The organism is Pseudorhodoferax sp. LjRoot39, assembly GCF_964253035.1.
Taxonomy (GTDB): domain Bacteria; phylum Pseudomonadota; class Gammaproteobacteria; order Burkholderiales; family Burkholderiaceae_C; genus Pseudorhodoferax.
In genome coordinates this window covers 3,663,152-3,682,574 of record NZ_CAXUQL020000001.1, presented here as the reverse complement: position 1 = coordinate 3,682,574, position 19,423 = coordinate 3,663,152, and the positions used below count along the sequence as shown (strand labels likewise).

The 19,423-nt window shown below is 71.3% G+C and carries 17 protein-coding genes; 13 read left to right on the top strand and 4 right to left on the bottom strand.

The window, feature by feature from the left end:
• Positions 1-3: 3 nt before the first annotated feature.
• The 5 genes from ACSQ4M_RS17105 to ACSQ4M_RS17085 all read left to right on the top strand — a co-directional run bounded on the left by ACSQ4M_RS17105 (position 4) and on the right by ACSQ4M_RS17085 (position 8,093).
• Positions 4-2,448, top strand: coding sequence for a CoA transferase (locus tag ACSQ4M_RS17105; protein WP_436194030.1), 2,445 nt, complete (start codon positions 4-6; stop codon positions 2,446-2,448).
• Between the two features lie 26 nt (positions 2,449-2,474).
• A complete protein-coding gene (locus ACSQ4M_RS17100) occupies positions 2,475-3,470 on the top strand; it encodes a Bug family tripartite tricarboxylate transporter substrate binding protein (protein ID WP_436190630.1) in 996 nt (331 codons plus the stop codon).
• A 97-nt stretch (positions 3,471-3,567) separates the two neighbouring features.
• Positions 3,568-5,655 carry an Ig-like domain-containing protein gene (locus ACSQ4M_RS17095; RefSeq protein WP_436190629.1) on the top strand — a complete coding sequence of 696 codons (2,088 nt, stop codon included), beginning with the start codon at positions 3,568-3,570 and terminating at the stop codon, positions 5,653-5,655.
• Positions 5,656-5,821: 166 nt separating this feature from the next.
• A complete protein-coding gene (locus ACSQ4M_RS17090; RefSeq protein WP_436190628.1) occupies positions 5,822-6,862 on the top strand; it encodes a VWA domain-containing protein in 1,041 nt (346 codons plus the stop codon).
• Positions 6,863-6,956: 94 nt separating this feature from the next.
• A complete protein-coding gene (locus tag ACSQ4M_RS17085; protein WP_436190627.1) occupies positions 6,957-8,093 on the top strand; it encodes an iron-containing alcohol dehydrogenase in 1,137 nt (378 codons plus the stop codon).
• Positions 8,094-8,097: 4 nt separating this feature from the next.
• On the opposite strand, the gene ACSQ4M_RS17080 is transcribed toward ACSQ4M_RS17085, so the two are convergent.
• A complete protein-coding gene (locus tag ACSQ4M_RS17080) occupies positions 8,098-8,421 on the bottom strand; it encodes a DUF6172 family protein (protein ID WP_436190626.1) in 324 nt (107 codons plus the stop codon).
• 64 nt (positions 8,422-8,485) lie between these two features.
• Between ACSQ4M_RS17080 and ACSQ4M_RS17075 the strand changes: the two genes are divergently transcribed.
• Positions 8,486-8,713, top strand: a complete 228-nt coding sequence (locus ACSQ4M_RS17075; RefSeq protein WP_436190625.1) for a hypothetical protein — start codon at positions 8,486-8,488, stop codon at positions 8,711-8,713.
• 28 nt (positions 8,714-8,741) lie between these two features.
• On the opposite strand, the gene ACSQ4M_RS17070 is transcribed toward ACSQ4M_RS17075, so the two are convergent.
• From ACSQ4M_RS17070 to ACSQ4M_RS17060, 3 genes are all read right to left on the bottom strand, one after another.
• Entirely contained in the window at positions 8,742-11,123 is a 2,382-nt protein-coding gene (locus tag ACSQ4M_RS17070) for a glucose/quinate/shikimate family membrane-bound PQQ-dependent dehydrogenase (protein ID WP_436190624.1), read from the bottom strand.
• A 134-nt stretch (positions 11,124-11,257) separates the two neighbouring features.
• Positions 11,258-11,587: a hypothetical protein gene (locus tag ACSQ4M_RS17065; RefSeq protein WP_436190623.1), complete on the bottom strand. Its 330-nt coding sequence runs from the start codon at positions 11,585-11,587 to the stop codon at positions 11,258-11,260.
• A 70-nt stretch (positions 11,588-11,657) separates the two neighbouring features.
• Entirely contained in the window at positions 11,658-12,578 is a 921-nt protein-coding gene (locus ACSQ4M_RS17060) for a heme-dependent oxidative N-demethylase subunit alpha family protein (protein ID WP_436190622.1), read from the bottom strand.
• 196 nt (positions 12,579-12,774) lie between these two features.
• Between ACSQ4M_RS17060 and ACSQ4M_RS17055 the strand changes: the two genes are divergently transcribed.
• The 7 genes from ACSQ4M_RS17055 to ACSQ4M_RS17025 all read left to right on the top strand — a co-directional run bounded on the left by ACSQ4M_RS17055 (position 12,775) and on the right by ACSQ4M_RS17025 (position 19,423).
• The gene (locus ACSQ4M_RS17055; RefSeq protein WP_436190621.1) at positions 12,775-13,842 is read left to right on the top strand and encodes a type II asparaginase; all 1,068 of its coding nucleotides are present in this window, start codon (positions 12,775-12,777) and stop codon (positions 13,840-13,842) included.
• Between the two features lie 131 nt (positions 13,843-13,973).
• Positions 13,974-14,504, top strand: coding sequence for a MarR family winged helix-turn-helix transcriptional regulator (locus ACSQ4M_RS17050; RefSeq protein WP_436190620.1), 531 nt, complete (start codon positions 13,974-13,976; stop codon positions 14,502-14,504).
• Complete coding sequence (locus ACSQ4M_RS17045; protein WP_436190619.1) at positions 14,501-16,537, top strand: FUSC family protein; 2,037 nt, start codon at positions 14,501-14,503, stop codon at positions 16,535-16,537. Before ACSQ4M_RS17050 ends, ACSQ4M_RS17045 begins: the two co-directional genes overlap by 4 nt.
• Positions 16,534-16,752 carry a DUF1656 domain-containing protein gene (locus ACSQ4M_RS17040; RefSeq protein WP_436190618.1) on the top strand — a complete coding sequence of 73 codons (219 nt, stop codon included), beginning with the start codon at positions 16,534-16,536 and terminating at the stop codon, positions 16,750-16,752. Before ACSQ4M_RS17045 ends, ACSQ4M_RS17040 begins: the two co-directional genes overlap by 4 nt.
• On the top strand, positions 16,749-17,651 hold the full coding sequence (locus ACSQ4M_RS17035; RefSeq protein WP_436190617.1) for an efflux RND transporter periplasmic adaptor subunit: 903 nt from the start codon (positions 16,749-16,751) through the stop codon (positions 17,649-17,651). The genes ACSQ4M_RS17040 and ACSQ4M_RS17035 overlap by 4 nt, the downstream gene beginning before the upstream one ends.
• A 2-nt stretch (positions 17,652-17,653) precedes the next feature.
• On the top strand, positions 17,654-19,072 hold the full coding sequence (locus ACSQ4M_RS17030; protein ID WP_436190616.1) for an efflux transporter outer membrane subunit: 1,419 nt from the start codon (positions 17,654-17,656) through the stop codon (positions 19,070-19,072).
• A gap of 45 nt (positions 19,073-19,117) precedes the next feature.
• Positions 19,118-19,423: a FitA-like ribbon-helix-helix domain-containing protein gene (locus tag ACSQ4M_RS17025; RefSeq protein ID WP_436190615.1), complete on the top strand. Its 306-nt coding sequence runs from the start codon at positions 19,118-19,120 to the stop codon at positions 19,421-19,423.

The following is a 19,423-nucleotide window of genomic DNA, read 5'->3' as shown; positions in this document are numbered from 1 at the left end:
GCGATGCAGGGAGACAGCATCGAGCAAGCGCCGGACCCGGCCCAGCTGGCGCTGCGCGGCCTGCGCGTTCTGGAGATCGGCACCGGGCCGGCGCTGGCCTACACGGGCAAGCTGTTCGCGGACTTCGGCGCCGAGGTGGTCAAGGTCGAGGCGCCGGGCGGCGACGCCTGGGAGCACATGCCGCCGCTGCTGGACGGACCCGAGCCGCGCAGTGCGCTGTGGGCCTGGCTCAACACCAACAAGCGCAGCGTGACGGCGGACCCGGTCGAGGATGCAGGCTGGCTGGAACAGCTGGTGCAGACCTGCGACGTGGTGCTGGATGCGCGCGCGCTCGACGCAGGCCTGTCGGTCCTGGAGCGACCCATCGCGGGCGCGACGCCGGCCCCGGTCGAGATCGTCTTCACCTGGTTCGGCGAGAACGGCCCCTACAGCGGCTACGCCGGCTCGGAGGCCGTGTGCCGCGCACTGTCGGGCGCCGTGTTCAACAGCGGCCCCGTCGACGGCCCGCCGCACATGCCGCACGCGCTGCAGACCGGCATCGCGGCCGGCCTCATGGCCTTCTCGGCCGCCGTGGCGGCCTGGATGGGCCGCGCCCACGGCAGCCGCCGCTGCGTGCTCAGCGTGCACGAGGCGGTGTTCCACACGGTGGAGATGGAAGCCGGCATGGTGCAGGACGGCCGCCACGCGCCGCGCCTGGGCGTGAACCGCTTCTGCGGCACGCACCCGACCGGCATCTACGCCACGGCCCAGGGCTGGATCGGCATCTTCACGCACACGCTGCCCCAGTGGGTGGCCCTGTGCGAGGCCATCGGCCGGCCCGAACTCGCGCACGACCCGCGCTACGCCAATGGCGCCGAACGCATGGCACGCGCCGACGAGATCGACGCCATGCTGCGCGCCGCGCTGCAGACCCGCACCGCGCAGCAGTGGTTCGAAGAGCTGGGCGCGCGCAAGCACCCCACGGTGCTGGTGCCCACCATGGCCGAGCTGCTCGCGCAGCAGGTGCACCGCCAGCGCCATGCCTTCGTGCCCGTCACGGTGGGCGCGGCGCGCTGCGAAGGCCCCATCGTGCCGCTGCGCCTGGGCGCGGCCGGCCCGCTGCGCGGTGGCGCGGCGCCCGCACGCGGCGCCGACGACGCGCACTACCGTGGCGCGGGGCTGATGCACCTGCCGGCGCGCGCGGCCGGCCCGGCACAGCGCCTGCCTTTGGCGGGCACCACCATCGTCGACCTGACCATGGGCTGGGCCGGCCCGCTGGCCGCACGCACGGCGGCCGACCTGGGGGCCGAGGTCATCAAGGTGGAGAGCACGGTCTACCCGGACTGGTGGCGCGGCGCCAACTTCACCGAGGAGTTCTACCGCGAGCGGCTGTACGAGAAGAACGCCAACTTCAACCTCATGAACCGCAACAAGCGCGGCATCACGCTGGACCTGGCCCGGCCCGAAGGCCGGCAGCTGCTGCTGCAGCTCGTGGCCCAGGCCGATGCGGTCATCGAGAACTACTCGGCCGAGGTGCTGCCCAAGCTGGGGCTGGACGACGCCGCGCTGCGCAAGGTCAACCCACGCCTGGTCATGGTCTCCATGCCGGCCTTCGGCCTCGGCAATGCCTGGAGCGACACGCGGGCCTATGGCGGCACGCTGGAGCAGGCCACGGGCTTGCCGCTGTACACCGGCCATGCGGACGGGCCGCCGGCCATGACCTCCTACGCCTACGGCGACCCGGTCGGCGGGCTCAACGCGGGCGCGGCCCTGCTGCTGGCGCTCCACGTGCAGCGCGAGACCGGGCGCGGCATGCAGCTGAACCTCTCGCAGGTCGAGGCCATGCTGCCCATGGCCGCGCCCTTCGTGCTCGCGCAGTCGGTGCACGGCAGCGCGCCCACCCGCGCGGGCAACCGCCACCCGCTGGATGCACCGCACGGCTGCTGGCGCTGCGCGGGGCCGGACGACTGGCTCGTCGTGAGCGTGCGCATGGATGCCCAGTGGCAGGCGCTGTGCGGTGTGCTCGAACGGCCGGACCTCGCGGCCGATGCCGGCCTCGCGCAGGCGCAGGGCCGGCGCGCGCAGCAGGACCGGCTCGACGCGGCGGTGGCGGCCTGGGCCGCCACGCGCAGCGCCGACGCGGCGATGCAGCAGCTGCAACAGACCGGTGTCAGCGCCGGCGTGGTGCGCTCCATCCCGCGCCTCATGGACGACCCGCACCTGCGGGCGCGCGGCTTCTGGCAGCAGATGGAGCGCGCGCACGTGGGCCGCTACCTGAGCGGCAGCACGCCGTTCCGCCAGGACGGCCGGCCGCTGCCGATCCGGCAGGTGGCGCCCACGCTGGGCGAGCACACGGCCCAGGTGCTGGCCGAGCGGCTGGGTCTCACGCCCACGCAGCTCGACGCACTGGAACGACAAGGCATCACGGGCCGCAGCGCGCGGCCCAAGACCAGCCGCAATGCGGCATGACAGACCACACACCCAAGGAGACCGAGATGAGACGAGCCAATCCCCCTTCCCGTCGCAAGACACTGCAGCTGGCGCTCGCGCTGGCCTGCGCCGCCGCGCTGCCCGTCCAGGCCCAGGACGCCTGGCCCAGCAAACCGATCCGCATGATCGTGCCCTTCCCGGCCGGTTCGTTCACCGACACCGTGGCCCGCGTCATGGCCGACACCCTCGGCCGCTCCCTGGGCCAGCCCGTGGTCGTGGAGAACAAGGTCGGCGCCAACGGCGTGATCGGCGTGTCCGAGGCCGCGCGTGCCGCGCCCGACGGCTACACGCTGCTGCTGACCAACTCCAGCAGCATCACGATCAACCCACAGCTCTACCGCAAGCTCAGCTACAAGACGGCGGACCTCGCGCCCGTGACCATGGTGCTGGAAGCGCCCTTCATCCTCACGGCCAACCCCGAGTGGGCGCAGAAGAACAACATCGCCACCGTGAGCGACCTGGTGCAGTACGCGCGCCGCAACCCGGGCGCCATCAGCTACGGCTCGCCGGGTGCGGGCAACATCGCCCACCTGAGCTACGCGATGCTGAACAACCGCAGCAAGATCAGCACCACGCACGTGCCCTACAAGAGCACGGCGCAGGCGCAGCTGGCGACCATCGCGGGCGAGCTCAACAGTTCCTTCGACGTGCTGACGGCCGTGCCGCACATCCAGGCCGGCAAGCTCAAGGCGCTGGCGGTGACCTCGCCGCAGCGCATCGCGCAGCTGCCCGAGGTGCCGACCATGGAACAGGCCGGCATTGCCGACTTCAACGTGGCCTTCTGGATCGGCCTGCTGGTGCCCGCCGGCACGCCGACGCAGATCGTTGCCAAGCTGAACTCGGCCGCCCAGGGCCTGCTGAACGATGCCAAGGCCAAGGCCGCGCTTGGCGCGCAGGGCGAGCTCACGATGCGCGCGCCAGCGGACTTTGCCAAACGCATCGCGGCCGAGGTGCCGGCCTGGGGCGCGGTGATCCAGGCCGAGGGCATCGCACTGGATTGAGGCCTGCGCGCCATCGTTCATTTGCATGATGCGCCGCCACGGCGGCCCCCCGCACACTCCGTCACGCTTTGCAACAACCATGCGAGGAGGAGTGACCATGACGAACGGTGTTTCCACACAAGCTGCACACCGCAGCCCTTCGCCCAGCCGCCTGCGCTGGGCCTTGACCAGCCTCGGCGCGGCGGCGGCGTTGGCCGCCTGCGGCGGGGGCGGCGGCGACGACCCGGCGCCGGAGCCCGAACCGCCGGCGCCCGTCGCCACGACGCTGAGCGGCACGGCCGCCACCGGCGCAGCGTTCGCCGGTGCGGCGCTGCAGGTGACCGATGCCTCGGGCGCGACCGTCTGCGACACCACCACCGCCGCCGACGGCAGCTTCAGCTGCACGCTGGCGCCCACCGCGGCGCGGCCGCTCGTGCTGCGCGCCGTCCGGGACGACCAGACGCTCTACAGCGCCACGGCGGCCGCGGGCGACACACGCGCCAACGTGACGCCGCTGACCACCATCATCGCCGCACGGCTGGCGCCCAACGGCGATCCCTCCAAGCTGGCCACCTCGCCCCAGTCGATCACGGCCACAGCGCTGCAGGCCCAGTCCAGCGCCCTGCTGGCCGCGCTGCAGCCGCTGCTGACCGCACTGGGCCTGACGATCGATCCCATCGCCGGCGCGCTCACGGCCGACGGCACCGGCCAGGACAAACTGCTCGACAGCATCTCCGTGTCCGTGCAGCCCAGCGGCACGGCCGCCAACATCGAGGTGACGGTCAAGACCCTCCCGTCCGACGCGGCCGCACCGCCCGAGTCGCTCAAGTTCAGCAGCAGCGATACGACCCTGCCGACCGTCTCCGCGGCGGCTGTCACGGCGCTCGCCCCGGTGCCCACGCCGTCCAAGGTGGCCGACCTGTTCGCGCGCCTGAATGCCTGCTACGCACTGCCGCTGACGCAGCGTATCGACAGCGCGACCAGCGACACGGTCAGCGCCATCGGCACCGCCAGCAACGTGAAGGCCGCGGTCTGCCGCGGGCTGTTCCAGAACAGCGACCCGGGCACCTTCGTCTCCAACAAGGTGGGCGTAGGCCGCAACGCCAACAATGGCGGCGCCTTCGCCAGCATGTTCCGCTCAGGCGCCACGGGCCTGCAATGGACCGCGGGCGATGTGGAGTTCTTCCGCGGCAACGGCGACATGATCATCACCTACAAGTGGGTGGACACGGCCGGCAACCAGGACTTCGACCAGATCGCCGCGCACGCCGATGCCGACGGCACGCTGCGCCTCGTGGGCAACAGCAACACCTATCCGATCACGATCCGGCCTGTCTCGGAAGACCGCGAACTGCTCAACACGCCGGCGTTCAGCTACTACACCACGGGCTACAACATCCAGATCGAGAACCGGACATCCAACGGGTCGCCGATCTTCAGCAAGGCCGTGGTCACCACGCCACTCGGGCTGACGCTGACCATGCTGCCGCAGGCAGGGCTGTCGTACCTCGTGATCGCGCCGGACGGCGTGACGCCCACCGGCTCGCCGGTGCTGCGGCTGGCCGGTGCCTACCGCGACACTATGCTGGCCGGCAATCCACAGGAGAAGGAGAACCTGGTCTACACCGCGCCGCAGTACACCGACGCGCAGATTGCGGCGCTGGGCAACAACGGCGCATGGACCATCGAGTTCTTCCATGCCGACAGCAGCGTGGCCAACGTCGTGCAGCACTACCGCACGGTGCGGCGGGCCGAGACCATCGGCGAGATCCGCACCACCCGTGTGTTCACGGAACTGACGGCCGCGTTGCGCGCGGAACTCATCACGGAATCGCAAGCCAATGGCTACGTACTGTTCGACACGCCCGAGGTGGCCTACTTCGACACCATCGGCGGCGGCGATGCCTGGACGGTGCCGACGGGGGCGCTGGCGCCGACCTCGGCCATCCTCTTCGGCCGGGCCCCGTTCGGCAGCACCACCGCGGGCCAGAACGGCGCACGCTTCAACGACAGCGTGGGCGTGGCCAGCACGGCACGCAAGACCATCATCTACTGTTCTGCGCAGACCTCGGCAGACCAGCATTGCGATGCCGGCGGCCAGGGCCGCTACGCCGTGGGCACCACCGCCAACATGCTCGAACTGTGGGCCCGCAGCCCCAAACAGGTCGAGGTGAGCAAAAAGGCCGCGCTGTACAAGCTGCAGTGACATTCGGCGGCATGCGCCGCGCACCGCAAGGGGGCCATTGGCCCCCTTTTTTCATGGAGCGTACAGATCGAGCGGCCTGGTATCCACAATTTCGTACAGCTTCCGGACCGGCGACCGCCAGGCAAGTTTATTGCTTGGATCCTAGGGTTAACCCTTGGAGTCCACCATGATCCAGCCCCTGCACTTCCTCTGGCCGCAACTGCTGTGGCTGCTGTGGGCCATTCCCCTGCTCGTCCTGGGCTACGTCTGGCTGCTGCGCAGCCGGCGCCAGCCGGCGCTGCGCTATGCCAACCTGGCCCTGGTGCGCCAGGCCATGCAGCCGGGCAGGGTCTGGCGGCGCCATCTGCCACCGGCCCTGCTGCTGGCCGCGCTGGCCGTGCTGCTGCTCGCCGCGGCGAGGCCGCAGGCGGCGCTGCCGCTGCCGACCGAGCAGGCCACCGTCATGCTGGCCGTGGACGTCTCGCTCAGCATGCAGGCCGACGACATCAAGCCGAGCCGGCTGGACGCCGCGCGCGAGGCCGCCAAGGCCTTCGTGCGCCAGTTGCCGGACGGCGCCCGTGTGGGTGTGGTCAGCTTCGCGGGCACGGCCCAGGTGGTGCAGCCGCCGACCTACAGCCGCGAGAAGCTGCTCGCGGCCATCGACGCGCTGCACCTGCAGCACGGCACGGCCATGGGCAGCGGCATCGTGGCCGCGCTGGGCGAACTGTTCCCCAACGAGGCCATGGACCTGGGCGAGGCCGCCTTCCTGCCGCTGACCTCCCATGCGCCACGCGCCACGCCCAAGCCGGTGCCGCAGCGGTTCGCCCAGGGTGCCGAGCCGGCCGCCACCATCGTGCTGCTGACCGATGGGCGCAGCAACTTCGGCGTGCACCCGCTGCAGGCGGCCGACATGGCGGCCGCGCGCGGCGTGCGCATCCACGCGGTCGGCCTCGGAACCATCGACACACCCGGCGCCGACCAGGACGACTGGTCCATCGTGCTGCAGCTGGACGAAGGCATGCTGCGCGAGGTCACGGGCATCACGCACGGCGACTACTTCCGCGCCGGCAGCGCCGAGAGCCTGCTGCAGGTCTACGAGAAGATGGGCGCGCGGCTGCAGGTGCAGATGCGCGAGACCGAACTGTCCGGGCCGCTGGCTTTGGGCGCGCTGCTGTTGATGGCGGGCGCGGCGCTGCTGTCGCTGCTCTGGTTCCAACGGGTGGCGTGACGGTCGCCGTAACGACCAACCAAGGGATGGCGCTATGCGCACAAGGGGCAGGGTTTGCTAGATTGCCCGGTCTTCCACGTCCCACGCTGATCCCATGGCCCTGATCCAGTACCTGACCCAAGTCCAGTTCGAGTTCGGCGCAATCCGCCTGTTGGCAGATGAATGCAAGCGCATCGGCATCACGCGCCCGCTGGTCGTGACCGACGTGGGCGTGCGCGCCGTCGGCATCCTGCAGAAGGCGCTCGACGCGCTGGGCGAGCTGCCCGTCACGGTGTTCGACGAAACGCCGTCCAACCCGACCGAGGCCGCCGTGCGCGCCGCCGTCGCGCTGTACCACCAGGGCCGCTGCGACGGCCTGATCGCCGTGGGCGGCGGCTCCTCGATCGACTGCGCCAAGGGCGTGGCCATTGCCGCCACGCACGAGGGCCCGCTCACCCACTACGCCACCATCGAAGGCGGTTCGCCGCGCATCACCGAGGCGGCCGCGCCGCTGATCGCCGTGCCGACCACGAGTGGCACCGGCAGCGAGGTGGCGCGTGGCGCCATCCTCATCGTGGACGACCACCGCAAGCTGGGCTTCCACAGCTGGTCGCTGATGCCCAAGGCCGCCATCTGCGACCCCGAGCTCACGCTGGGCCTGCCGCCCAGGCTCACGGCCGCCACTGGCATGGACGCGATCGCCCACTGCATGGAGACCTTCATGTCGGCCGCCTTCAACCCACCGGCCGATGGCATCGCGCTGGACGGCCTGGAGCGCGCCTGGGCCCACATCGAGCGGGCGACGAAGGATGGCAGCGACCGCGATGCGCGGCTCAACCTCATGAGCGCCTCGATGCAGGGCGCCATGGCGTTCCAGAAGGGGTTGGGCTGCGTGCACAGCCTCTCGCACAGCCTGGGCGGCGTGGACCCGCGGCTGCACCACGGCACGCTCAACGCGCTGTTCTTGCCGGCCGTGGTGGCCTTCAACGCGGGTGCCGAATCGGTGCAGAAGGAGGCGCGGCTGCAGCGCATGGCGCAGGCCATGCACCTGGACGGTCCTGGCGACATCGGCGAGGCGATCCGCGACATGAATGCGCGCCTGGGCCTGCCCAAGGGCCTGGCCGAGGTCGGCGTGACGCCGGCGCTGTTCGAGCAGATCATCGACGGCGCCATGGCCGACCACTGCCACAAGACGAATCCGCGGCTGGCCTCGCGCGAGGACTACCGCGCGATGCTCGACAGCGCGATGTGAGGCGTCAGGCGCCGTCCTGGGCCGGACCGGCCGGGTCCGCCGCCGCCCGCGGCTGGCGCTTGGCGGGCTTGGCCAGGATCTCGACGTAGAACTGCTTGCCGCCCTCCTGGACCACGCCGTCGATGCGGCCGGTGATGTCCGACAGGTGAACGGTGCCGGCACTGGCCTCGTCCGTGCCGAAGCGGCAGTCGAAATCCCAGAAGTCGGCACCCTCGGGCAAGGCGTGGCCGCGTTCGCGCTTGATGTACTTGCGGATCTCGTGCTTGATGGCTTCGACGAGACGGTCGGGGTGCTTGCCCTCGACCTGGAGCTGAAATGTTTTTCTCATGGGTGATCCTAACGTGTGCGCAGCGCCGTAAAGTCGGCGCCCTCAACGAAGACAGGTGAACGACATGGCACGCGCAAACGACTGGTCCAGCAAGCTGATGACCCTGATCAACGGCGGCAACCAGGCTGCGGCCATCGCGCAGATCAAGGTCGCGCCGACCCTCAAGGACCTGCAGGCGCTGCAGACCATCATGACCATCTCGAAGATGAAAGGCCGCTATCCACGCGTGGATGCGGCCATCACGGACAACCTGGCGCTGCTGGCAGCGCCGCGGCTGCACCGTTCGCCCTGAGCTGCGCGCCCAGGGTCTTGACGGTGTCTTACTTGGGGGTGCCGGGCAGCGCGTAGGCGATCACGTAGTCGCCACGGTCGGGCGACTGGCGCGCACCGCCTGCCGTGATCAGCACGTACTGGCGCCCGCTCTTGGGCGACACATAGGTCATCGGGCCGCCCTGGCTGCCGACCGGCAGGCGGGCCTTCCAGACTTCCTTGCCGCTGGCGCTGTCGAAGGCGCGCAGGTAGTAGTCCTGCGTGCCGGCGAAGAACACCAGGCCCGATTGCGTGGCCAGCGACGGGCCCAGCGTGGGCATGCCGATCGGGATCGGCAGGCGCATCTTGATGCCCAGCGGGCCGGTGTCCTGCACCGTGCCGACCGGCACCTGCCAAAGCAGCTGGCGGCTCTTGAGGTCGATCGCCGACATGGTGCCGAACGGCGGCGCCTGGCACGGAATGCCCAGCTGCGACAGGAAGCGCTGGCGCATGGCGCCGTAGGGCGTGCCGTCCTGCGGCACGGCACCCATTTCGATGCCGCTCGCGTTCTTGGGCATCTTCTCGCGCGGGATCATGTAGTTGGCCAGCCCCAGGCGCATGTCGTTGACGAACATGGTGCCCGTGGTCGGGTCGACCGACACGCTGCCCCAGTTCATGCCGCCCAGCGAGCCGGGCATCTGCAGCGCGTGGTCCAGGCCCGGCGGCGTGTAGACGCCCTCGCTGCGCATGCCCTTGAAATTGATGCGGCACAGCAGCTGGTCGAAGGGCGTGGCGCCCCACATGTCGGACTCCACCAGCGTGGTGTTGCCGATGGACGGCATGCCGACCGAGAACGGCTGCGTGGGCGCATAGCGCTCGCCCGGCAGATTGCCCTGCGGCACGGGCTTTTCCTGCACCTCGGCCAGCGGCACGCCGGTTTCGCGGTTCAGCATGAAGATCTCGCCCTGCTTGGTGGTCTGCACCAGCGCGGGATCGGTGCCGCCCTGGGCGTTGGGCACGTCGATCAGCAGCGGCTGCGACGGCAGGTCGAAGTCCCACAGGTCGTGGTGCGTGGTCTGGAAGTGCCAGCGCACGCGGCCTGTGGCGGCGTCCAGCGCGACGATGGACGAGCTGTACTTCTCCTCCTCGGGCGTGCGGTGCGCGCCCCAGAAGTCGGGCGTGGCATTGCCCGTGGGCAGGTACACCAGGCCCAGCTTGGCGTCGTAGGACATCGCGGCCCAGACGTTGGGCGAGCCACGCGTGTAGGTCTGGCCCTCGGGCGGCAGCTTGGTGATGGCGGGGTTGCCCGAATCCCAGGCCCAGGCGAGTTCGCCCGTGACCACGTCGAACGCGCGCACCACGCCGGGCGGCTCGTCGACCGACCAGTTGTCGGCCACGCGGCCGCCCACGACCACGAGGCGGCCCGCCACCAGCGGCGTGGAGGTCTGCTGGTACCAGCCGAACTTGATCTCGCCCATGCCGACCGACAGGTCGACCGTGCCGTCCTTGCCGAAGTCGGCGCAGGGCTTGCCGGTGTTGGCGTCGATCGCGATCAGGCGCGCGTCCAGCGTGGGCAGGAACAGGCGCTGGCGGCAGGCGGCGGCCGGCTGTGCAGTCGCGACGGGCGCTTCGGCGTCCTGGTCGAAGTAGCCCAGGCCACGGCAGCGCTGCCAGTTGGGGGCCTTGGCCTGCGGGTCGAACTTCCAGCGCTCGGCGCCGGTGTCGGCGTCCAGCGCCAGCACGCGGCCGTAGGCGGTGCAGACGTAGACCGTGTCGCCCACCTGCAGCGGCGTGTTCTGGTCTTCGGCGCCCGCGCCGGTGCTCTGCGGGATGTCGCCGGTGTGGGCCGTCCAGGCCACCTGCAGCTGGCCCACGTTGGCGCGCGTGATCTGCTCCAGCGCCGCGAAGCGGCTGCCGGCCGTGGTGTTGCCCCAGTGCAGCCAGTCCTTCTGTTCACTGCCGGGCGCCACCGGCGCGGCCGGCTGGCCGGGGTTCTGCGCGGCGACCACGGGCACGGGCACGAAGGCATAGCCGCCTGCGGCCACCAACGCCGCCAGCAACAGGCCGGCCACACCATAGGCGCCCTTGCCGGGCTTGCCGCCGGCCGCGCGGACCAGGGCCGGATAGGCCAGCGCCATCAGCAGGCCCAGCACGCCGAAAGCCATCAGGCGCGAGACCAGCGGCCAAAAGCGCAGGCCCACGTCGACCAGTGCCCAGAAGGCCGTGGCCAGCAGCACCAGCGCGAACAGCCAGGCGCCGGCAGGTTTGCCGCGCGCGACCAGGTAGCCGCAGGCCAGCAGCGCGATGCCGGCCAGCACGAAGTACCAGCTGCCGCCCAGGCCGACGAGCCAGGCGCCGCCGACGGCCAGGAATGCGCCCATCAGGAGCGTGAGCGCGCCCAGCGCGACGAGGGGCCAGCGGCGGCCCCGGTGTTGTTGTTCGGTGTCTGTCATCGAAATGTCGGGTGCTTGCAAGGCATGCAGCGGCGCGGGTGCGGCCGCTGCGGCGAACCCGACATTGTCGCAAAACCTGGGGTTAACCCTTATTTCGACCGTGGAGACCACCCTGGCGGCAGGGCGGCCGGTGTTCAGGCGCGCTTGCCGCGGGCCTTGGCCGGGGCGGGTTGGTCCTCCACCCCCTCTTCCTCTTCGTCCTCTTCTTCGTCCTCTTCCTCGTCCTCCTCCAAGGCGTAGTCGTCGTCGACGTCGACACCGCCCAGGGGTTGCTGGGCCAGCGCGTCGATCAGGTGCTTGCGGAACTCGGCCAGCTTGCGTGCGGCCTTGGCGATGTCCTTGTTGTCCTGGTCAGCCACCTTGCCGACCAGGAGGGCCGGGTCGGCGTCGAGGATCTCGGCGATGAAACCGTCTGCCAGGTCGGCGGCGGCGAGGATCTGGGCGAAGCTGGGGGCGTGCTGCATCGAAGGCTCCTGGGTTGAAAGCCAGCCATGGTGCGGGCCGCATGTGACAGCCGCATCACACCCGGGCCCTTCAGCACCGGGCCGCCAGCCAGTCGAGCAGGCGGCCGTGCACGCCGGCCAGGCCGCGGTAGGCCAGCACCTCGGCGCTCATGCTGGCGATGGCCGCGTGCAAGCGCGCCGCTTGGGCCGGGGTGCCGATGGCCTGGGCCAGGGGCTGCACCTGGACCAGGATCGTGAAGACGGCCTGCGCCACCCCAGGCACCGGGATGAAGGTCTGGCGCTCGGTGCGCCACCAGGCCTCCTCCACGGGCAGGCCTTGCCAACCGCCGGGCGGCAGGTGCGCAGGATGGGCGGCCAGCGCGCGGTGCGGAGACACCGTCCAGACAAAGCGCTCCCAATGGTCCGGGCCGCTCACGAGTCGGGCCAGCCCCTGCGCGGCCTGCAGCAGCAGCGCGTTGTCGGCCACCGGCGCATGCACGGCGGCGAACGGGCGGCCGACCTTCAGCTCGGGCGCCCAGTGCGACGGCAGGGCCACGGCCAGCCAGGGGATGGCGGTGCTGGCGGCGTCCAGCACCGCGAAGTCCTCGGCGAAGGCCAGGCTCAGCAGGCCGGCGAGGCGCCAGCCGGGCGGCAGGGCGCGCAGGCAGGCCAGTGTCTCGGGGTCGGCGGTACTGCCCAATGGCTGCACCGCGTCGCCGGCCACGGCCAGGCCCAGCGCGGACGCCTGGGCACGCGCGCCGTCCCAGATCCAGGCCGCAGGATGCTCGGCCGCGGCGTGGCGGCACAGGGCCTGCAGGGCCGGCGCCACATCGAACCCCGGTGCGGCGCACAAGGCCTGCGGCGCGCGTGCCGACAGCACGGCCAGCTTGGCGCGCCAGTGCGCGCTGCCCGGCCGCACCGGGCTCAGTTGCGCGGCACCGGCCGCCAGCCGGCGCAGGCCCGGCTGCATGCGGAACGGCGCCTGCACGGCGGCGTCGAAATCGAAGGGCATGCGGCCATGGTGGCACATGCCAGGCCGGGCCCCGCATCACCCCATGCGGAGACAGCATGTAACAGCAGACCGGGGCGGGCACGCTTCCTGTATCTTCCGCCGCGCCCTGGCCGGCCCCACGGCTGCCATGCACCAAACCATGGCGGCGCGCGGCGCCGGGCCGGGCGACAAAGCCAATATTCCAGGAGTTTTCCTCATGTACTTCCCCTCCCGCATCCGCGCCTTCGCGGCTGGCGCAGCCCTGCTCGCGGCCAGCGCCATCGCCCAGGCCCAGCAACTGCCCAATGTGGTGATCCTCGCCACCGGCGGCACCATCGCCGGCGCTGGCGCCTCGGCCGCCAACAGCGCCACCTACGCCGCCGCCAAGGTGCCCGTGGACAAGCTGATCGCCGGCCTGCCCGAGATCTCCAAGGTCGCCAACGTCAAGGGCGAGCAGACTTTCCAGATCGCCTCGGAAAGCTTCACCAACGACAACCTGCTGGTGCTGGCCAAGCGCGTCTCGGCCCTGGTCAAGCAGTCCGACGTGGACGGCATCGTGGTCACGCACGGCACCGACACGCTGGAGGAAACCGCCTACTTCCTGAACCTCGTGGTGCGCACCGACAAGCCCATCGTGGTGGTCGGCTCCATGCGCCCGGGCACGGCGCTGTCGGCCGACGGCGCGCTGAACCTGTTCGACGCCGTCAACGTGGCGGCCAGCAAGGACGCCAAGGGCAAGGGCGTGCTGGTCACGATGAACGATGAGATCCAGAGCGGCCGCGACGTGGCCAAGGCCATTAACATCAAGACCGAGGCCTTCAAGAGCCAGTGGGGCCCGCTGGGCATGATCGTGGAAGGCAAGAACTACTGGTTCCGCGCGCCGGTCAAGCGCCACACCACGCAGTCGGAGTTCAACATCGACGAGATCACGGCGCTGCCGCAGGTCGACATCGCCTACGGCTACGGCAACGTGCCCGCCTCCACGGTCGAAGCCATCGGCAAGGGCGCCAAGGCCATCATCCACGCCGGCACCGGCAACGGCTCGGTCGCCGACCGCGTGGTGCCCGCGCTGCAGAAGCTGCGTGCCGATGGCGTGCAGGTGATCCGTTCCTCGCGCGTGAACACGGGCGGCTTCGTGCTGCGCAATGCCGAGCAGCCCGACGACAAGTACGACTGGGTGGTCGCGCACGACCTGAACCCGCAGAAGGCCCGCATCCTGGCCATGGTCGCGCTGACCAAGCCGCTGAGCACGGCCGACCTGCAGCGCGTCTTCTGGGAATACTGATCGGCGATCCGGGGCCTGCCACGGCGCAGGCCCCGCACCGCAGCCGATCCAGCGCTGCAACGGGGCGCTCTGCAAGAAAAAGGGTAAACCCCTATAATCGTTAGCAAGCTAATTAATAGAGCGCTAACGAAATGTCCGAAAACCCGCTGAGCCAGCCGCCCGAGCGCGAGACCGCGCTGATGGCGGCCACCATGCTGCTGTCGGTGCTGCAGCGGGCCTACAAGTCCATGGCCGACAAGGCCGTGGCCCACCATGGCGTGTCGGCCACCATGGCCTGGCCGCTTGTGATGATCGGCCGCCAGGGCGACGGCGTGCGCCAGGTCCAGCTGGCCGAACTGCTGGGCATCGAGGCCGCCTCGCTGGTGCGCTCGCTCGACCAACTGGTGGCTGCCGGCCTCGCGGAACGCCGCGAAGACCCGGCCGACCGCCGCGCCAAGACCCTGCACCTGACCCCGGCCGGCGCCACCGCCCGCGCCCAGATCGAGGCCACGCTGCACGACCTGCGGGCCCATCTGTTCGAGGGCGTGCCCGACGCAGACCTCGCCGCCTGCCTGCGCGTGTTCGCCACGCTGGAGCAGCGCCTGGGCTGCGTGATGCCCAGTCGCGCGCCCGCCTCCGCTTCTACCTCCGCATCTCCCTCCGCCAACCGGCGCGCGCCATGACGCTGTTGCCCGCGCTGCCGCGCTTCACGCGCGGGGAATTCGTGTTCTCGCTGAAGAGCTTCGGCGCGGCCATGCTGGCCATGTACTGCGCGAGCCGGGCCGGCCTGCCGCGCCCGTTCTGGGCGCTGCTGACGGCCTATGTGGTGGCCAACCCGCTGGCCGGCGCCGTGCGCTCCAAGGCCATCTACCGCTTCCTGGGCACCTTGCTGGGCTGCACAGCCACGCTGCTGCTGGTGCCCGCGCTGTCCTCGGCGCCCGAGCTGCTGACGCTGGCGCTGGCGCTGTGGGTCGGCACCTGTCTGTTCTTCTCGCTGCTGGACCGCTCGCCGGCTTCCTATGTCTTCATGCTGGCCGGCTACACGGCCGCGCTGATCGGCTTTCCCTCGGTCCAGACGCCGCAGACCCTGTTCGACACGGCCACACTGCGCGTGGAGGAGATCTGGATCGGCATCGTCTGCGCCACGCTGGTGCACAGCATCGTGCTGCCGCAGAGCCTGGCGCCCAGCGTGCTGGGCCTCTTGGACAACACGCTGCGCGACGCGCGGCGCTGGCTCGCCGACCTGCTGCGCCAGGGCGGCCAAGGCGCGGGCCAGGCGCTGGACCTGGACCGCCGGCGGCTCGCCGCCGACATCACGCAGCTGCGCCTGCTGTCCACCCACGTGCCCTTCGACACCACCCACTTGCGCTGGACCGCCGGCGCCATCGGCGCGATGCAGGACCGGGTGGCGGCGCTCACACCGCTGCTGTCGGCCGTGGAAGACCGGCTGCATGCGCTGGAGCAGGATGCAGGTGCGCTGCCCGCCGACGTGACCGAGGTACTGGCGCGCATCGGCAGCTGGTTGCAGGCGCCCCACCAAGCCCAGCCCACCCCGCTGCGCCCGGCCATCGATGCGCTGGCCGAGGCCCCGGCCAGCGACTGGCAGCGCGCGCTGCGCATCGCCCTGGCCTGCCGCCTGGGCGAGCTGGTGGACGGCTGGGCCGCCTGCACCGCCCTGCGCCAGGAGATCGACGCCGGCCTGCAGGGCGCCGCACCGGCACGCCACCAGGCGCTGGGCCACCGCGTGCTGCACCGCGACGTGGGCATGGCGCTGTGGTCAGGCGCGGCCGCGGTGCTGGTGGTCTGCCTGTGCAGCGCCTTCTGGATCCTGACCGGCTGGCCCTCGGGCTCGGTGGCCACCATGATGGCCGCGGTGCTGTGCTGCTTCTTCGCGACCATGGACGACCCGGCGCCGGCGATCAACGCCTTCATGAAGTACACGCTGTGGTCCATCCCGCTGTCGGCGCTGTACGTGCTGGTGCTGCTGCCGCTGGTGCAGGACTTCGGCATGCTGGTGCTGATCTGCGCGCCGGCCTTCCTGGTGCTGGGCTGCTACATGGCGCGCCCAAGCACCTTTCTGGCCGCCATGGCCATGCTGATGGGCGGCCTGGGCGGCACGCTGGCCATGCACGACACCGGCAACGCCGACATCGTGGGCTTCCTGAACGCCACGCTGGCACAGACGCTGGGCGCCGTGGCCGCGGCCCGCATCACGGGCCTCATGCGCTCGGTCGGCACCGACTGGAGTGCGCGCCGCATCCAGCGCGCGATCTGGCGCGAACTCGGCGAGATGGCCGCCGCGCCGCGCGCACCGCAGGACGATGGCTACACGGTGCGCGTGCTCGACCGCATCGGCCTCTTGGCGCTGCGCATCACGCATGCCGACGGCCGCAAGGACGCCACCACCAACGACGCGCTGCGCGACCTGCGCGTGGGCAAGGACATCGTCACGCTGCAGCAGGCCCGTGCCCATCTGCCCGCGGCGGCGACGGCCCAGTTGCTGGGCGGCATCGCCGGCTTCTTCGGCGCGCGCAGCAGCGGGCCAGCCGCGCCCGTGCCCGCTGCCCTGCTGCCGGCGCTGGACGACACGCTGCAGGCCACGCTGGCCGCGCCGCGTGCCGGCGCGGAATGGCCCGCCGCCGTGGCCGCGCTGGTCGGCCTGCGGCGCAACCTCTTCCCCGGCGCAGAGCCACTGGCCCAAGGAGCCACACCATGATCGGCGAGCTGAGTTTCTACGGCCTGTACATGCCCTGGCTGATGCCGCTGGCACTTGGCGCGCTGGGCGTGCTGTGGGGCCTGCGCCGCCTGCTGGCCGCCACCGGCCTGTACCGCCACATCTGGCATCCGGCGCTGTTCGACGTGGCGCTGTACGTGCTGCTGCTCTACGGGCTCAGCCGGGCCGCCTACTTTCTGCAAACAGGTTCCCTATGAAAACCGCCTCCTTCTTCAAGCACCCCTGGACCGTGGGCAGCGCCCGCGTGCTGCTGACCCTGCTCGTGACCTCTGCCGCCGTCTGGGCCGGCCTGCGGCTGTGGGACCACTACGAGGTCGCGCCCTGGACGCGCGACGGCCGCGTGCGCGCCAACATCGTGCAGATCGCGCCCGACGTCTCGGGCCTGGTCACGGCCGTGCCGGTGGCCGACAACCAGGCCGTGGCCGGCGGCACGCTGCTGTTCGAGGTCGACCGTGCGCGCTTCCTGCTCGCGCTGCGCCAGGCCCAGGCGGCGCTGGGTGCGCAACAGGTCGCGCTGTCGCAGGCCCAGCGCGAGGACGCGCGCAACCAGGCGCTCGGCAATCTCGTCTCGCAGGAAGTGCGCGAGCAGACCCGCATGCGCGTCGCGCAGGCCCAGGCTGGCGTGGCGCAGGCCACCGTCACGCGCGACACCGCCCAGCTGAACCTCTCGCGCGCCGAGGTCCGGGCACCGGTGGGTGGCCTCATCACCAACCTGGATCTGCGCCAGGGCAGCTACGCCACGGCCGGCCGGCCGGCGCTGGCCCTGGTCGATGCCGCCTCGCTCTATGTCGAGGGCTACTTCGAGGAGACCAAGCTGCCGCGCATCCACATCGGCGACCGCGTGCGCGTGACGCCCATGAGCGGCGGCGTGCTGGGCGGCACGGTGGAGAGCCTGGCCGCCGGCATCGCCGACCGCGACCGCTCGACCAGCGCCAACCTGCTGCCCAGCGTGACGCCGACCTTCAACTGGGTGCGCCTGGCCCAGCGCGTGCCCGTGCGGGTGCGGCTGGATCCGCTGCCTGCAGGCACCAACCTGGTGGCGGGCCAGACCGTGACGGTGCAGGTGGTCGAGGCCGGCGCCGCGCCCAGGAGCTGAGCATGCTGCGCCAACTCGCTCCGCTCACCCTGGCCCTGGTGCTGGCCGCCTGCAGCACGGCCCCGGTCGGCCCCGACTACCACCAGCCGCCCGAGGCGCTGGCCAGCCAGCCGGCCGCCGCCCTGCCCTTCGCAGGTGCAAAGGCCGCGCCGTTCTCCGCCGAACCGCTGCCGCAGGACTGGTGGCGGCTGTGGCACGACCCCGCGGTCGACCGGCTGGTCGGCCAGGCGCTGGCGCACAACACGGACCTGCGCCAGGCCGTGGCCAACCTGGAGCGCATGCAGGCCGTCGAAACCGAAGTCGGCGGCGCGACCAAGCCCGGCATCGGCATCAGCGGCGGCCCCTCGTACGGCCATGTCTCGGGCCTGTCGCTGCTGCAGAAGGACTACGTGCCGCCCAACGCCGTGCACTACGGCGCCAATGCGTCGCTGTCCTACCAGGTCGACTGGGTCGGCCAGATCCGCCGCGCGATCGAGGCGGCCGAAGCCGGCAGCGCCGGCGCGCAGGCCGCCGTCGACCTGGTGCGCGTGAACGTGGCCGCCGCCACGGCCCGCGCCTATGCGCAGGCCTGCACCAGCGGGCTGCGACTGCAGGCCGCGCAGAAGTCCGTGCAGCTGCAGCGCGAGGCCCTGGGCGTGACCGAGCGGCTGCAAGAGGCCGGCCGCGCCGGCAGCATCGACGCCGCACGCGCCCGCGCCCAGCTGCAGCAACTGAACGCGGCCTTGCCGCCGCTGCAAGCCGAGCGCCAGGGCGCGCTGTACCGGATCGCCACGCTGACGGGCGCCTTGCCGCAGGATTTCCCGCGCGACGTGGCCAGCTGCGAGACGCCGCCGCAGGTGGCAGGGGCCATTCCCGTGGGCGACGGCGCGGCGCTGCTGCGGCGCCGCCCTGACGTGCGCCAGGCCGAGCGCGCACTGGCCGAGGCCACGGCGCGCATCGGCGTGGCCATCGGCGATCTGTACCCCAAGGTCACGCTGGGCCTGTCGGCAGGCTCGGTCGGCGCGGCATCGGGCTTCGCGCGCGGCGACACCTTCAGCTGGAGCCTGGGCCCGCTGATCTCCTGGACCGTGCCCAACACGGGCGTGGCCCAGGCCCGCATCGCGCAGGCCGAGGCCGGCACGCGCGCGGCGCTGGCACGCTTCGACGGCACCGTGCTGACCGCGCTGCGCGAAACCGAAACCGCGCTGGTGGTCTATGCGCGCGAACTCGACCGCCATGCGGCCCTGCAGGCCGCGCGCGACGACAGTGCCAGCGTGGCCCGGCAGGCGCGCCAGCTGTACCAGAACGGCAAGACCGGCTACCTCGACGCACTGGACGCCGAGCGCGTGATGGCGGCCAGCGAAGCCGCGCTCGCGGCCTCGGACGCGCAACTGGCGGACGACCAGGTGGGCGTGTTCCTGGCGCTGGGCGGTGGCTGGTAGCGGGCGGGGCGCGGCCATTTGACGTCTTTCGCTTTCGGTTCCAAAATGGATCAGATCCAATGTGGAGCCAAAATGCCAAATCTCTCTGTCAAAGATGTGCCGGAAGCGTGGGCGGAGGCGCTGCGTCAACGCGCCGCGCGCAACCACCGCTCGCTGCAGGGCGAGTTGATGGCCATTCTGGAAGGCGCCGTGGGAGGCACCCCAGCCCCCGCCGCCAAGCCGGTGGCCCAGGTCCAGGGCTGGAAAACCGTCGCGCAGATCGCAGCAGAACTGCGCGCGAAGTACCCCAAGCCCATCACCGGCGTATCGACCGGGCGGGACATCATCCGCGCCGAACGCGACGCGCGCTGA

Coding starts and splice junctions, on each gene's coding strand:
- ACSQ4M_RS17035 (WP_436190617.1), top strand. CDS start 16,749: ATGAAAACCGCCTCCTTCTTCAAGCACCCCTGGACCGTGGGCAGCGCC.
- ACSQ4M_RS17075 (WP_436190625.1), top strand. CDS start 8,486: ATGGCACGCGCAAACGACTGGTCCAGCAAGCTGATGACCCTGATCAAC.
- ACSQ4M_RS17095 (WP_436190629.1), top strand. CDS start 3,568: ATGACGAACGGTGTTTCCACACAAGCTGCACACCGCAGCCCTTCGCCC.
- ACSQ4M_RS17085 (WP_436190627.1), top strand. CDS start 6,957: ATGGCCCTGATCCAGTACCTGACCCAAGTCCAGTTCGAGTTCGGCGCA.
- ACSQ4M_RS17090 (WP_436190628.1), top strand. CDS start 5,822: ATGATCCAGCCCCTGCACTTCCTCTGGCCGCAACTGCTGTGGCTGCTG.
- ACSQ4M_RS17060 (WP_436190622.1), bottom strand. CDS start 12,578: ATGCCCTTCGATTTCGACGCCGCCGTGCAGGCGCCGTTCCGCATGCAG.
- ACSQ4M_RS17040 (WP_436190618.1), top strand. CDS start 16,534: ATGATCGGCGAGCTGAGTTTCTACGGCCTGTACATGCCCTGGCTGATG.
- ACSQ4M_RS17070 (WP_436190624.1), bottom strand. CDS start 11,123: ATGACAGACACCGAACAACAACACCGGGGCCGCCGCTGGCCCCTCGTC.
- ACSQ4M_RS17045 (WP_436190619.1), top strand. CDS start 14,501: ATGACGCTGTTGCCCGCGCTGCCGCGCTTCACGCGCGGGGAATTCGTG.
- ACSQ4M_RS17055 (WP_436190621.1), top strand. CDS start 12,775: ATGTACTTCCCCTCCCGCATCCGCGCCTTCGCGGCTGGCGCAGCCCTG.
- ACSQ4M_RS17080 (WP_436190626.1), bottom strand. CDS start 8,421: ATGAGAAAAACATTTCAGCTCCAGGTCGAGGGCAAGCACCCCGACCGT.
- ACSQ4M_RS17100 (WP_436190630.1), top strand. CDS start 2,475: ATGAGACGAGCCAATCCCCCTTCCCGTCGCAAGACACTGCAGCTGGCG.
- ACSQ4M_RS17105 (WP_436194030.1), top strand. CDS start 4: ATGCAGGGAGACAGCATCGAGCAAGCGCCGGACCCGGCCCAGCTGGCG.
- ACSQ4M_RS17030 (WP_436190616.1), top strand. CDS start 17,654: ATGCTGCGCCAACTCGCTCCGCTCACCCTGGCCCTGGTGCTGGCCGCC.
- ACSQ4M_RS17050 (WP_436190620.1), top strand. CDS start 13,974: ATGTCCGAAAACCCGCTGAGCCAGCCGCCCGAGCGCGAGACCGCGCTG.
- ACSQ4M_RS17025 (WP_436190615.1), top strand. CDS start 19,118: ATGGATCAGATCCAATGTGGAGCCAAAATGCCAAATCTCTCTGTCAAA.
- ACSQ4M_RS17065 (WP_436190623.1), bottom strand. CDS start 11,587: ATGCAGCACGCCCCCAGCTTCGCCCAGATCCTCGCCGCCGCCGACCTG.